Annotated in this window: 10 protein-coding genes; 5 read left to right on the top strand and 5 right to left on the bottom strand. The window is 45.5% G+C overall.

What is annotated here, in order from left to right; all coding sequences use genetic code 11:
* Nucleotide 1: 1 nt before the first annotated feature.
* From B050_RS0105675 to tsaD, 3 genes are all read right to left on the bottom strand, one after another.
* Nucleotides 2-811 (bottom strand): C40 family peptidase, encoded by an 810-nt coding sequence (locus B050_RS0105675; protein WP_018472927.1) that lies wholly within the window; start codon nucleotides 809-811, stop codon nucleotides 2-4.
* Nucleotides 780-1,241 (bottom strand): SsrA-binding protein SmpB, encoded by a 462-nt coding sequence (gene smpB, locus B050_RS0105670; protein WP_018472926.1) that lies wholly within the window; start codon nucleotides 1,239-1,241, stop codon nucleotides 780-782. The genes B050_RS0105675 and smpB overlap by 32 nt, the downstream gene beginning before the upstream one ends.
* 196 nt (nucleotides 1,242-1,437) lie before the next feature.
* A complete protein-coding gene (tsaD, locus tag B050_RS0105660) occupies nucleotides 1,438-2,445 on the bottom strand; it encodes a tRNA (adenosine(37)-N6)-threonylcarbamoyltransferase complex transferase subunit TsaD (protein ID WP_018472925.1) in 1,008 nt (335 codons plus the stop codon).
* 6 nt (nucleotides 2,446-2,451) lie between these two features.
* On the opposite strand from tsaD, the gene B050_RS0105655 reads away from it, so the two are divergent.
* Genes B050_RS0105655 through B050_RS0105640 form a run of 4 tightly spaced genes read left to right on the top strand, consistent with a single transcriptional unit; the run spans nucleotide 2,452 to nucleotide 10,270 of the window.
* Nucleotides 2,452-7,122, top strand: a complete 4,671-nt coding sequence (locus B050_RS0105655; protein WP_018472924.1) for a translocation/assembly module TamB domain-containing protein — start codon at nucleotides 2,452-2,454, stop codon at nucleotides 7,120-7,122.
* Nucleotides 7,123-7,172: 50 nt separating this feature from the next.
* On the top strand, nucleotides 7,173-8,471 hold the full coding sequence (locus tag B050_RS0105650) for a cryptochrome/photolyase family protein (protein ID WP_018472923.1): 1,299 nt from the start codon (nucleotides 7,173-7,175) through the stop codon (nucleotides 8,469-8,471).
* Nucleotides 8,468-9,424 (top strand): Smr/MutS family protein, encoded by a 957-nt coding sequence (locus tag B050_RS0105645; protein ID WP_018472922.1) that lies wholly within the window; start codon nucleotides 8,468-8,470, stop codon nucleotides 9,422-9,424. The genes B050_RS0105650 and B050_RS0105645 overlap by 4 nt, the downstream gene beginning before the upstream one ends.
* Nucleotides 9,425-9,430: 6 nt before the next feature.
* A complete protein-coding gene (locus tag B050_RS0105640) occupies nucleotides 9,431-10,270 on the top strand; it encodes a hypothetical protein (protein WP_026235663.1) in 840 nt (279 codons plus the stop codon).
* A 10-nt stretch (nucleotides 10,271-10,280) separates the two neighbouring features.
* Here B050_RS0105640 and B050_RS0105635 read toward each other — a convergent pair whose 3' ends face one another.
* The gene (locus B050_RS0105635) at nucleotides 10,281-11,426 is read right to left on the bottom strand and encodes a trans-sulfuration enzyme family protein (protein ID WP_018472920.1); all 1,146 of its coding nucleotides are present in this window, start codon (nucleotides 11,424-11,426) and stop codon (nucleotides 10,281-10,283) included.
* 168 nt (nucleotides 11,427-11,594) lie between these two features.
* Here B050_RS0105635 and B050_RS0105630 point away from each other — a divergent pair, with 168 nt between their 5' ends.
* Nucleotides 11,595-12,296 carry a VTT domain-containing protein gene (locus B050_RS0105630; RefSeq protein WP_018472919.1) on the top strand — a complete coding sequence of 234 codons (702 nt, stop codon included), beginning with the start codon at nucleotides 11,595-11,597 and terminating at the stop codon, nucleotides 12,294-12,296.
* Here the strand turns inward: B050_RS0105630 and B050_RS0105625 are convergent, their stop codons facing one another.
* Entirely contained in the window at nucleotides 12,297-13,973 is a 1,677-nt protein-coding gene (locus B050_RS0105625; protein WP_018472918.1) for a mechanosensitive ion channel family protein, read from the bottom strand.
* Between the last annotated feature and the right edge of the window lie 15 nt (nucleotides 13,974-13,988).

The following is a 13,988-nucleotide window of genomic DNA, read 5'->3' as shown; positions in this document are numbered from 1 at the left end:
TTTATCTTATTCTCCTGACATACAATACGTTTAATATAGGCGGTTTATTTCCGTATAATCCGGCTTCATCTCTAGTCAAACTATCGATCCTCACCATCCCATGCACATGAATCACCTGATTCTCACCCGCATATATTCCTGCATGATGGGGAATATCTTTGTTATTTCCAAATATCAAAACATCTCCAGCCTCAATTTCTGCAAGGGTCACCGCCTTACCGACATGAATTATTTCAGAAATAAATTTTGGAATCTGATAGCCCGCCATGCGGAATACCAATTGCAGAAAACTCCCAGCTCCAATACCAAAAAAGCCTCTTCCGCCAGACAGAAAAGGCACATTTAGGAATAATCTAGCCAGGGAAATGATCTCCTCCGGAGAGGATACAGGTCGCATGGGACGGCTTTCTCCATGGAATTTAAGGTGTTTTTCCACCTCAAAAAGCTCATTGGTTCCTATATGTAAAAGGCTGCCAGGTGATAAAAAAATCTTATTCCCCTTATACTCTATGGTGGACATGGGAGAAGTGACCACCTTATATTCACCGTTATTATAATCTTCAAAAGCTTCCTTCGAAATAATCTGCTGCTGTGCCTTCAGCATCCATCCCCGAAGCCCATAAGGGGGAATGGAGATTTTCATCCATTTCTTACTAGCCGTGAATCCCTCCACCTGATAGGTCTCGCCAAACAACAGCTGCGTAAGCAGGCCGGCTCCCGCATCGGGGCTTAGATATACAGGCACTAAACTCAGCCTGCACACTCCGTATTTTTGCTCCTCAGGGCATTCGATCAAGGTCTCTTTTTGCATCTTTTTTCTTTATATCCTCGCGTTTATCATGCAGCTTTTTACCTCTACCAAGGGCAATTTCCATTTTTGCCAAACCTCGGTCATTGATAAAAATCCTTACGGGCACGATCGCCAGTCCTTTTTCACTCATCTTACTTTCTAATTTATCAAGCTCTCGTTTATTAAGCAAGAGCTTTCTTTCCCTAACTGAGTCATGGTTAAAGTGGGCGGCTTGAGAATAAGGAGAGATATGCATTTGTTTTACCCATAATTCCCCACGTTTAAAATAACAAAAAGCCTCCTTAAGAGACACCTTTCCCTCACGGATGGACTTGATCTCTGTGCCCACTAGGCTGAGCCCGGCCACATAGGTATCAATAAACTCGAATTCAAATTTTGCTTTTCGGTTTTTGATATTGATGATTTTACTGAATCTATTTTCTTTCTTCATGATTAATTACTTTTTCTTTGCCCCTGTGATCCACTTCCTCCAACTTCACACATTGGCCACTTTTCTTAATCCCACTGCTGCACTGTATTCCTTAGGGCGAATAGTAAAACAGCTTTCCTACCTCCCCTACCTTTCCTATTATAGTAAAGCCCTTCTCTCATACACTCCTTATATTATAGTGTAAAAAGGGGAAGGTCTATATTTTCATCTTGGCAATGGGGCTGATGTCTAATCCGCAGAAGTCGCCTTCCAAAAACTTATAATGTGCCGCCATAGCGATCATCGCAGCATTGTCTGTACAATATTCAAATTTGGGAATGAAGACCTTCCACCCCAAATCTGCGGCCAAACTATTCAACTCTTTCCTCAAACCGGAGTTGGCTGACACCCCGCCGGCAATCGCCACCTGAGAAATTCTATGCTCTCGGGTCGCCCGCTTCAGCTTCTGCATCAGCATTTTTATGAGGGTATATTGCACGGAGGCACAGATATCGGCAAGATTATCTTTGATAAAATCCTCATTATTCTTCAACTGATCTCTCAGAAAATAAAGCACGGCGGTTTTTATTCCGCTGAAGGAATAATTCAAGCCTGGCATTTCGGACAGCGGAAAAGTATAAGCCAGTGGATTGCCTTCTGCAGCCAACTTATCCACCATCGGCCCTCCAGGGTAGGGCAGTCCAAGTAGCTTTGCGGTTTTGTCAAAAGCCTCCCCTACGGCATCATCAAGGGTCTCACCGATCACCTCCATGTCCAAATGGCTTTTTACCAAAACCAATTGGGTATGGCCTCCACTCACCGTAAGGCATATAAAAGGAAAGGCAGGCTTAGGATCATCAATATAATGAGCCAAAATATGTGCCTGCATATGATTTACATCGATCAATGGAATACCTAAGGCATACGCATAGGATTTGGCAAAGGACAATCCCACCATGAGGGAGCCCATTAATCCTGGTCCACGGGTCACTGCGACCGCGGACAAGTCCTCAGCCTTCAGGCCCGAGCTCAGCAAGGCCTCACTGACCACAGGGATCAGGTGTTGCTGATGAGCTCTGGAAGCCAATTCTGGCACCACACCACCATATTTTTCATGTACTGATTGCGTGGCGACAATATTATTAAGTATTTTGCCGTCAGATATGACAGAGGCGGAAGTCTCATCACATGATGACTCAATTGCGAGTATATTAATATTCTTCATTATCCTTTGGAAAAGAACTCGAAAGTTACGGAATTTTTACAGAAAGCAGGGAAGGGTATGGCTCGGATCCTTGCTGTTCCGTACGTATTTTTTAATTTATTTCTAAAAAAACTGATTAGAAAGGTACTTAAAATAGCATTGTACCTCCTTATATTTTTTGTAATACTCGCCGGCTCCCTGCATATTCCCTTTGTACAAACGCTAGCCTCCCAGTTTTTGGCGGGGCAGCTCAGTGAGCGCACGGGTTTCCACACAGAAATTGAGAGGGTACACATCCGCTGGTGGGATGCTTTGAGCATCCAGGGACTTACGATCAATGACACCCGGGATTCCTTGATGGCAAACCTCGAGGATGTATATATAGACTTCTCGCCCAGCACGATCCTGGATGCCAATGAGCCGGGCATTGATGAGATAAAGCTTCAGGGTGGGCAGCTGCGCTTCCTCACCCATCCAGGGAATAGAACACCGAATATCTCAAAATTCATTAATGAGATTAATAATATTTTTCGAAAGAAAAAAAAGGATGACGAGGAGAATACCAGTCAGTTTTTCATCTCTGAGATGTCCTTTGATGAGGTTTCCTTGGATATTCTAGACCTGCGAAAGGATTCCATCCCCACGGGATTTGACTATACGAGACTCAGATTCAGAGAGCTTACTGGCGCTGCCCGCGACTTCCTGAGCAAAGACGGCTTCATTTCATTTGATATCCGTTACCTCAGAGGGGTGGAAGCTACCTCTGGGGTGGTGATAGACCAGATGCTGTCAAATTTCACCTACTCCAGCACAGGTATGGAGTTCGATGACCTTTATTTCAAATCCAATAAGACGGTCATCAAAAACTACTTACGATTCACCTATGAGGGCGTGGCCTCCCTGTCTGATTTCAATAATGAGGTCACCATGCTGGCCCGACTGGACGAGTCGGTGCTTGATATTAAAGACCTGAAGTATTTTACAGATAATATTCCTGATTTCGATGACCAGATCTACCTCAGCGGGGAGGTTTCCGGCAAGGTAAGCGACCTGTTTTCTGAGGAATTGCTGGTGCGATTTGGCAATAAGAGCGCCTTATTTGGCAAGTTCACCATAGATGGATTGCCAAAGATCGACAGTACATTTTTCCAGCTATCGCTGGTAAACTCAACTATCAACAGCCGTGACCTGGCACCCTATCTCAGCGCTGAAGCTCAGCAAGAAATGGATAAGTTTCAAGAGGTCTATTTCGATGCGGACTTTTCGGGTTACTCCACCCGCTTTAGGACCACAGGTGAATTCCGGACTAAAATCGGGGGAATAGAAGGCCGGCTGGATTACCTCACCGAGAATGGGCAGTCCCGATATTACGGTCAGGCAGCCTTAAAGCAATTGGACCTGGGGGTATTACTCAATAACCCCGAGATGTTTCAGAAGATCACCATGAAGGGAGATCTCCGAGGTACGGGGACCAGCGCAGCGGAAGCGCTCCTTCAGCTAGACGCCAAAATACAATCCATTGGTATCAATAAGTACAACTATAAATCCATCCAGACCAACGCCACTTTTGGAAAGGAGTTCTTTAAGGGAAAACTGAAAATCTCAGACCCTAACCTACAAATGGAAGTCAATGGCACCCTGGATCTGCGAAACCATAAAGACTCCGCGAGGATGCAGGTAAAGCTAGATACCGCTAAGCTTCAGCCTTTGCATCTCGCTCAGGATAACTTCATCCTCCATGGAGAGGTGGAGCTCGATACCAAGGGCACAGATGTGGATAAGGTAGAAGGCATTGCCAGATTTAAGGACGTGATGGTCAGCCTAGACGAACGCACCTTGGCGGTGGACAACTTCTTCTTCCAGTCGGTGTTTGCGAATGATACCCGGATGATTTCGCTAAACTCCGACCTATTGGTGGCGAGTATTTCTGGCCAATTCCAAGCCAAAGAAGTCTATCGGGACATCAATTACCTCATCAAAGACTATATCGCTATCCTGACCAACTCCCCCTTGGAGGAATATGAGGAAGGAAGCCTTAGCGAGCAGGAGTACAATATGGACCTAAACATGAGTCTATATGATATCAATCCCATCCTCAAGCTATTTGTCCCCTCGCTGGAGATCTCCAGAAATACCCTCGTGGAAGGTGCTTTTTATCAGTCAACAGAAGAAACGATATTCAACTTCTATGCGGGAATCGATACCATACGATATGGTGGCAAGACCTTTCTGGAAAATGATCTTGACTTCAACACCTCAAAATCCCGCAGCAGCCGCGAGGTAATCGCCGCTTGCTATATCAACTCCAAGGAGCAGCAACTCAGCCAGCAGGTCATCTTCAATAACCTCAGCGCCCAGGCCATCTGGAATAATGCAGCAATAGATTTCCAGCTGGGGCTGGAAGAATTAGAAACTGAAAGTTTTGCAAAAATCAGCAGCCAGATAGAGCTCTCTCCTACACAAACCGCCATAATCTTTGACCCTTCGGAAATAAAAATACTGGAGAACTTCTGGTCTTTTGATCCCGAAAACTCCATTGTCATCAGTCAGGGACAGGTGGATGTGGACAATTTGAAGCTCTCAAATAACGGGCAATTCCTCGCCCTCAATGGCCGAATCAACGAAAATCCTGATGAAATCCTCAGCTTTGAGATCAACGATGTATCCTTGGATTTCCTCAACACTTTTGACACTAAAGAATATTCCGGAAGAGCAAACGGGATATTTGCCTTTAATAATCTCCTTCAGAAAACAGGGGCCTATGGAAGCTTGAGGGTGGACAGCCTTACGGTAAATCACTTCCTCATAGGTAATATGGAAGCGGCTACTTATTTCGAAAATGATAAAATCAATCTTAGCCTCACCAATGAAAGAGACGCCCGCAAAAATATAGAGGTGGTGGGCTTTATCAGCACGGCCAATGATCAGCTATCCCTCGAAGGGGAGTTTAAGGAAACACGACTGGACATTGCTGAGCCATTCTTATCTGAATACATCAGTGAGCTGGACGGCACCCTCTCCGGAGCGCTTAAGATGGGAGGCACCCTGCAACGCCCTATCGTCAATGGCACTGCTACTATCAAGCAAGGCACCTTATTGGTGAACTACCTGAAGACCCGCTACACCGTGGATGGAGTGGTCAATTTCTCCCCAAATGAGATAAACTTCCAAGGGCTAAACCTTACCGATGCCTATAATCATCGGGCGAATATGAGCGGGGGAATTAGTCATGAAGGCTTCCGGAATTTCAACTTGGACATCAATGCCAACCTATCCAACTTCCAGGTGCTAAACACCTCCCTGAAGGACAACTCCCTGTTCTATGGGAATGCTTATGCCAGCGGCACCCTTAAGGTTTTTGGGAAGCCAGACAATCTCGATGTCACGGCAAAAGTAAGCACCCAGCCCAAAACGCAAATTTATATCCCACTCTCCGACGCCGACACACAGGTACAGGAAGACTTCATTACCATCATCAATATTCGCGACACCACCCAAGCGGAGCAGACCAATGAGCTCATTGACAAACTGGAAATCGATAATGTGCGGATGAATCTGGTGATCGATGTCACACCGGATGCCTATACTGAAATCCAGATAGACCCAAGGACGGGTGAGAATATCCAAGGCCGTGGTAAAGGCAATCTTAGCCTAAATATCGATACACAAGGAAACTTCAGTATGACCGGGGATTATGAAATAGTGGATGCCAAATACAATTTCTCCCTCTATAATATCATCAACCGTCAGTTTGCGATACAGCCAGGCGGAAGGATCTCCTGGTATGGGGATCCCTACGAAGGCGTGCTGAATATCACCGCCACTTACGAGGAAAATGTCTCTCTTACCAGTCTGCAAACTAGCCAAAGCTCCAGTGCGATTGAGGATGCTCAGCTCTATCGCCGATATCCTGTGAAGGTCATCATGGACCTGAATGGCCCCTTGCTGTCACCCAATATTGATTTTGACTTTGACTTCTCTGAATTCCCTGAAGGTGAGGCACAGACGACCATCTCTGCCTTCAAAAACAGAATCGCCAATGATGAGCAGGAAAAAAACAGACAGGTCTTCAGCATTATCATGACACGAAGCTTCTCTCCCGAGGGGCAATTTATCGGAGCAGGCATAGGATTCTCTAACCTCAGCCAGCTGGTGTCTTCTCAGCTCAATGCCCTGATCTCGCAGGTGGATCAAAATCTTGAAATTAATATCGACCTGGCTTCATTTGATGAGACGGCCTTGGAGACCTTCCAGCTTAGTGTGGCTTATACCTTCCTAGACGGTAGGCTTAGGGTCAGCCGCGACGGCAGCTTTACAGATCCCCAGGGAAATGCTGATATTGGAAGTATCGCTGGGGACTGGCAAGCAGAATATTTGATCACTGATGATGGACGGTATAGAATCAGGATTTATAATAAAAACAATTTTAACACCTTCACCTCTCTCAATCTGGCCGAGCGAGTGAATACCTATGGTGTATCCCTCTCCCAGACCTTACTATTTAGCTCCTTCAAAGAGCTCTTCCAGAATCTCGGAAAGCGCAAGTCTGAGCGGATGCTGATCAATGACTCCGATGACTACCTCAGGTATCCTTCCTCCTCCACTCCCCCCCGGTCTCCTGACCCGTTGGCTCCTGCAGATTCCTTACAGATCAATATTATCGAATCCAGACCACCTGAGGAAAATAGCCAGGAATAAGAAAACAATTGCCCGGGGTTTTAGCTTTTAATCTTAAAAACTAACTAGAAATGGACAAGTTGACCTTAGTTTGGCTTAGAAGGGACCTTCGCTTATTGGACAATACTGCTTTATGTATGGCTTCGCAAAATGAAGACAATGTATTGCCAATATTTATTTTTGACAGCTCCATCCTGGGGGATTTAGAAGACCGAAACGATCCCCGTGTGACCTTCATCTATGACCAGCTGATGATACTCAAGGAGCATCTCGAGGAAAAGGGCTCTTCCTTATTGCTCAAAGTCGGAAAGCCCCTGGAGATATTCCAGTCCCTCGCCGAGGAATATAATTTGACAAAAGTATATACCAACAGGGATTATGAGCCATTCGCCATCCAGCGGGACAAGGAGGTGGCAGCATGGTTAGAGCAGCAGGGGATCGCTTTTATTGATTTTAAGGATCAGGTGATTTTTGAAAAAGAAGAAATCATGAATGACAGCGGCACCCATTATAAAGTATTTACCCCCTATAAAAGAGCCTGGCTCGCCAAGTACCGGGCTGAGGATATCTCCACCCATCAGGTCAACTACCAAGGCTTATGTCAGACCAAGCCTCTAGCCAAGCTCAGTTTATCGGAAATAGGCTTTGAGCGAAACGAGGACATCCCTATTCCTAAAGCGCGCTTTTCGGAGGAGCTCATCAAGGAATACCATCATTATAGGGATTTTCCAGCATTGGAAAAAACCACGGAGCTGGGGCTTCACCTCCGTTTTGGAACGATCAGCATTCGTAAACTTGTCCATAAAGTGTCATCGTTAAATGAGACTTTTTTGGGGGAATTGATATGGAGGGAATTTTTTATGATGATATTGTACCACAATCCACGGGTGGTGGACGAGTCGTATAAGGAAAAATACGATCGGATAAAATGGAGAAACGAGGAGGGGGAATTCCGGCAATGGTGTGAAGGAAAGACCGGTTATCCGCTAGTGGATGCCGGAATGCGCCAGCTAAACCAAACGGGATTTATGCATAATCGCGTGCGAATGGTGGTAGCGAGTTTTCTCACAAAGCATCTTTTAATTGACTGGCGTTGGGGAGAAGCGTATTTTGCAAGAAAATTACTGGATTACGAACTTTCCTCCAACAACGGCAACTGGCAGTGGGCCGCAGGTACGGGCACGGATGCCCAGCCTTATTTCCGGATATTCAATCCAGCATCACAGCAGAAAAAATTCGACAACGAAAATAAATACATCAAAAAGTGGGTGCAGGAATATGGCAGCGACCAATACCCTGAACCTATGGTGGAACATAAAATGGCTCGTGAAAGAGCCCTTAAAGCTTTCAAATCAGCACTAGACCAATGAATATAGGAGACAAAGTACGATTACTACACGGCAACGAAGAGGGGATAATCACCAAAATATCGGGCAGTGGCCGGATAGAGATTGAAATCGAGGATGGGTTCAAAATCCCCGCCATGAAGAATGAAGTGGTACTTGTCAATGCCTCAGAGAAACAATATTTTAACCGGGAAGAAAAAACAGTCCAAACCGGGCAATCTCTTGCTCCTGTCAAGGAGAGCAAAGCGGATGATAATATATATCTCAGCTATGTATCCATCAATGATAAGGACCTGAGCGTGTACCTGGTCAATCATACGGATAAGGACTACTTATTCATGGCTAGCGAGATGCAAGGGGAAAGCTCCAGAACCTTATCTTCAGGAAACTTCACTGCCAAGACCTCGATCAAGATTGATGAAAAAGCCATCCCACAGTTCGAAAAATGGCCTACCCTTTTCGTGCAATTTATTCCTATCAACCGCCGGATGGAGAAGATGGAGCCGGCCTTCGAAAAAAAGATTAAATTCAAGGCTTCCTCTTTTTTCAAAAGTCAGCATGAAACGCCTTTGATCAACAAAAAAGGATACCTCTTTAGCCTGCTAGATCAAACCAAAACTTTGGACATCCACCAGCTGAATAAGGAGCTGAATGAGGAAAAAGAGGCGAGCCCTGTAAGTCAGCAGTTCACCCGCCCCCCAAAGGAAATAGATCTGCACATCGAGAAGTTATCTGATGAGCATGAATTTATGAGTAATACCGAGATGCTCCGCCTTCAGATGGAGACTTTTGAGAAGAACCTCAACTATGCTATCGCCACTGGAATGGATGAAATCACCTTCATTCACGGATTGGGAAATGGGGTTTTACGAAAAGAAATTCACAAATATCTCAGCCAACTGGAGAATATTAAGTATTTTCAGGATACCCAAAAGAGCCGATTCGGATATGGTGCCACCTTGGTACGGATAAACTAGACAACTATGCAGGTTCAAAAAATTTCCCCCATCTTCCAACCGTTTGACAGACAGTACACTGAGGCCAAAAGTCTTTTTGACTCATTGGCGAAGATGTTTAAGTCTAACAAATCTGCTGAACTGGAAGAGAAACTGATTTTTCTCGAAATATACGTGGACTTATTGGGAAGGATTCACTTTCAAGAGGCCAAGCTAAAATTCAAACTCTTCGGGCCTTATAAGGATCTTTTTAGGGCATTGAAGAAAGCCCTGCATATCCGTCTAATTCATCAGGCCCTAGCGCAGCTTCAGGAGAAAACTGGGCAGACTTATGCTAGCTATGAAAAGCAAGTGGCCAAGGATAAGAAGAGTATCTATGCCGAGGCTTATGAATTGATCATGGCTACCCCCGTAAAAGTATGGGAGAACTTGTACAGGGAGGCTTTTGAGCATAGCCAATCGCTCACTCCACTCATGGTGAATACCGCCACCACACAAATCATCAATGAGGAGTTAGCTTTCTTTAAATTTGACAGTGAGACCAAGCTGGAGGCTAAGGAGATCAAGGACATTTATGAAGGATTACAGCAGATCATCACGCTGGAAAACCTCCGTATAGCCTCTGGGCTCAATGCCACCTTCACCAATATCATTCATGAGCATATGCAGGAGCTTAGCAAATTGCTCTACCGCTGGTACCAAAACCACCTGATCCTTCAGCATCTGACCTTCAGTCTATCGGATCGTGAGGACCCCATCAACGAAAAATATGTGGAGCTCATCAAGAAAATCCGTTCGGACAAAAAAAAGCTCACCGCCAAAGCAGTGAGCCAGTGTAAACACTTATTTTCAGATATCCTGGGCTAGCCCGGAATCCTTAAATTTTCGATAAAGCTTCCGCAAGATCATTTTTCAGGTCTTCGGCATCCTCCACACCCACACTAAGGCGGATAAGAGAATCGGTAAGGCCTACCTTGAGGCGTTCTTCTCTTGGGATACTCGCATGCGTCATGGACGCTGGGTGACCACAGAGAGACTCTACGCCACCCAGAGACTCTGCCAAGGCGAAATAATGTAAGTTTTCAAGAATGGTCATGGCATCTTCCTGCTTATCTCCCACAGTGGTAAAGCTAATCATCCCACCAAAATCGCTCATCTGCTTCACTGCCACCTCATGATTGGGGTGATCCTCAAATCCTGGCCAGTACACCTTGTCCACCTTTGGGTGATTGCGAAGGTATCCCGCGATGGTTTTTCCATTTTGGCAATGACGCTCCATTCTAAGGTGTAGGGTTTTTATTCCTCGCAATACTAAGAAACAATCCTGAGGTCCAGGAGTGGCTCCACAGGAGTTTTGGATGAAGGCTAAGTCCTCTGCCAGTTTATCATTATTCACCACCAAGGCACCCATCACCACATCGGAGTGGCCTGCGAGGTATTTGGTCACCGAATGCATCACCAGGTCTGCACCGAGATCCAGGGGATTCTGCAGGTAAGGGGTGGCAAAGGTATTGTCCACACCCAAGATTACATCGTGCTTCTGGGCAATGGCGGCTAAGGCTTGGATATCGATAATATTCATCATCGGATTGGTGGGAGTTTCCGCCCAGATCAACCGCGTATTTTCATTGATATACTTCTCTATTGTCTCTGGTTTATCCATGGAGACGAAGTGGAATTTGATGCCATATTTGGCAAATACCTTAGTAAAAATCCTATATGTGCCTCCATAAAGGTCATTGGTGCTGATCACCTCATCCCCTGGGCTGAGCAATTTAATAATAGCATCTATGGCACCTAGGCCAGAAGAAAAACACAGACCATGCTTCCCGTTTTCGAGGGCGGCAATGCTGTTTTGCAGGGCATTCCTGGTGGGATTATGGGTCCTCGAATACTCAAAACCCTTATGATTTCCGGGGGATTTCTGAACATAGGTAGAGGTCTGATAGATAGGGGTCATGATGGCCCCTGTGGATGGGTCCGGCTCCACTCCGGCATGAATGGCTTTAGTTCCAAATTTCATATGTTCGTATATTTTACTGTTATGTATTTAGTAGGAGATATTCTATTTCTCTAGTTATCATTTTTGGCGAAGCCTAAGAAAAACTGCGGCTTTCCAGGGATCATTTAGGGAGGCAACGTAAATCAAAGAAAATAAATTTCCTATTTTCGTCAGAGATTTGCCTTAATAATGTCGAAAATAGAATCTTTCTTTAATCAACTTCGAGTAATCCATCGCCAAAACCCTGCCATTTCGCTAGTATTAGCTTGGGTGAGCTTGGTTCCATTGCTCGGCAGTTCTATTCTCGCCACCTTGGTGTATCAACTGGCGCCAGCACTTCCTGAAACATTGAGCTTCGGCCAGAAACTGGCCTTCATGCTAATCTCGGCATTACTAATGGGCTTAGCTCTAAGCCCGACCACCTTATTGGCTATTATTTCAGGATACCTATGGGCTTGGCCCATTTTCCCTTATCTGGTGGGGGGCTATGCTCTGGCAAGCTTGATCGGCTATTTCATTGGCAATCGCCTTGACCAAAATACCTTATCCACCTTACTGGCCCCCTACCCCAAGGTACATCAGATGATCCTCCAGCGGCAGAGTAAAATGGGGCAATTGGTTTTCTATATGCGCATCAGCCCCATCGTCCCTTTTGCAATTTCTAATATCCTCTTTGCGCTGCTGCATACCGGCTGGAGGCGGGTCATTTACTTTGGCATTCCGGGGATGCTTCCTCGTACTGCTATGGCCTTTGGGCTGGGGCTTGCTGCCGCCTCCTTAGAGCTTGCCCTGAAAGGGGGTGCCGAGCAGTCTTATCAGGTATGGATTATCCTAGGGTTGATCGGTCTGAGCAGCTTCGGCATGATCCGATTCTTTTCTGCCAAAGGCTAGTTAATTCCCTTTTTGCTTTTTGATAAATTCATCCAGCTTTCGGCGATAGCCTTCAGAATGGTCTGGATATATGGGAGACAATCCTTCTTTCTCGGGGAAAGTCTCCATATGCAAGGTCTGAGTCGGGAAGGCAAAGTTCACCCCTAATTCTTTCGCTAACTTCAATATCTGAATCAATAGCTCATGCCTCGCCTGAAGCTCATCGCCCCAGGTGGGTACCTCAAAGAACACATAAAACATGATGTCCAAACTGAAAGAAGACATATCATTGAAATAGACATTATAATAATCCTTCCGAGTCTTAGGGTGATTTTCCACTATTTCTCTCAAGCCCTCCACAAATACATTGATCAGCTCTGGAGGTGTATCATAGGTGATGGTGATCGTCGAATAGAACCTTCGATATTGGCGCAGCCCATGGTTATCCACCGTCGCATCTGCGATACGACCATTGGGGATATACATCAGGGAATTGCGGAAAGTGCGGACACGGGTGGACCTAAATCCTACCTCTTCCACGATCCCATCCACGTCGCCGCTGGTGATCCAGTCGCCTACCTGAAATGGCTTATCGATGAATATCATCACCGAGCCAAAGAAATTCTTAATGGTATCCTGAGCCGCCAGGGCAAAGGCCAGACCACCAATAGATAAGCCCGTCAGGAATGGCCAAATATCCACTTGAAGGCCATCTTTGAGGATAAATAATGACCCAATGACGATTACAAAAGCTTTCAAGGTCTTTCGTACCAAAGGCACTAACTGGTCATCCAAATTAGACTCTGTCCTTTCGGCTTTTCGCTCAAAATAGGCAGAAAGCAAGTCCGCCAGCTTATAAAAGACAATCGTAATAATCAACGGCTTGATGGCATTCAATAATACCACCAACCAAGTGACAATCTCTATGGGCAACTGTAATACCCGGATAAAGATATCCACCCATAATACGATAAAGTAGATACTGATCACTCGCGCCACTGGCAGCAGGTACTTCTCCGCTACATGCTTATAGCCCACCCGCTGGCTGACATAGAATAGCCCCCTGTCAATGATAAAGGTAAATAGCTTATGTGCCACCACCACAAACATCACCAGAATGAATATCCCCACCAATTGCCACAAATGCAGTCCTAAATAAACCTGCTGCCCGATTTTGGGTAGTAAGTTCAGCAGCCTGTCTGTCCCAAATGGATAGGTCTCCTTATGCATCGCATCGATCTGGGAGAGGGTATATCTGGAAAATTTCCAATCCCCGCCTTGCTTATCCAGAAAGATCTGAGGAAGCCGTCCCTTATCGTAGTAATACTTGGACTGATAATTATGAGTCGTATCCACAAAGTCTGCGGTATTCGGCACGGCATCGACATCCACAAAGACCCCTTTACCATCGAATATCTGTTTTAGCTTGACGATCTGCCTGGCCGCTTGCTTGTCCGTTCCGCCAAAATCCCTCAAGGTTTTAGCGGCTATTTCTGGCTTAAAATTATCTTCCTGTAGATTATGGAAGAAAGTCAGCGTAGTGGTATAAGGCGTGGATAAATTCTCATAAACCACCGTATCACTTATCTGCATCAAATCCTCATCGGCCAGCATCTGGCTCATGGCCGGGCTATAAGCCCCGAGTAGGAATAAGGATAGAATAATTCCTCTGATCTGTTTTGCTAACAAACTTTGCATTTTTAATTCTTAACC

It is taken from the genome of Echinicola pacifica DSM 19836 (assembly GCF_000373245.1).
In the GTDB taxonomy this organism is placed as follows: domain Bacteria; phylum Bacteroidota; class Bacteroidia; order Cytophagales; family Cyclobacteriaceae; genus Echinicola; species Echinicola pacifica.
This window is presented reverse-complemented; position numbering and strand designations above follow the sequence as displayed.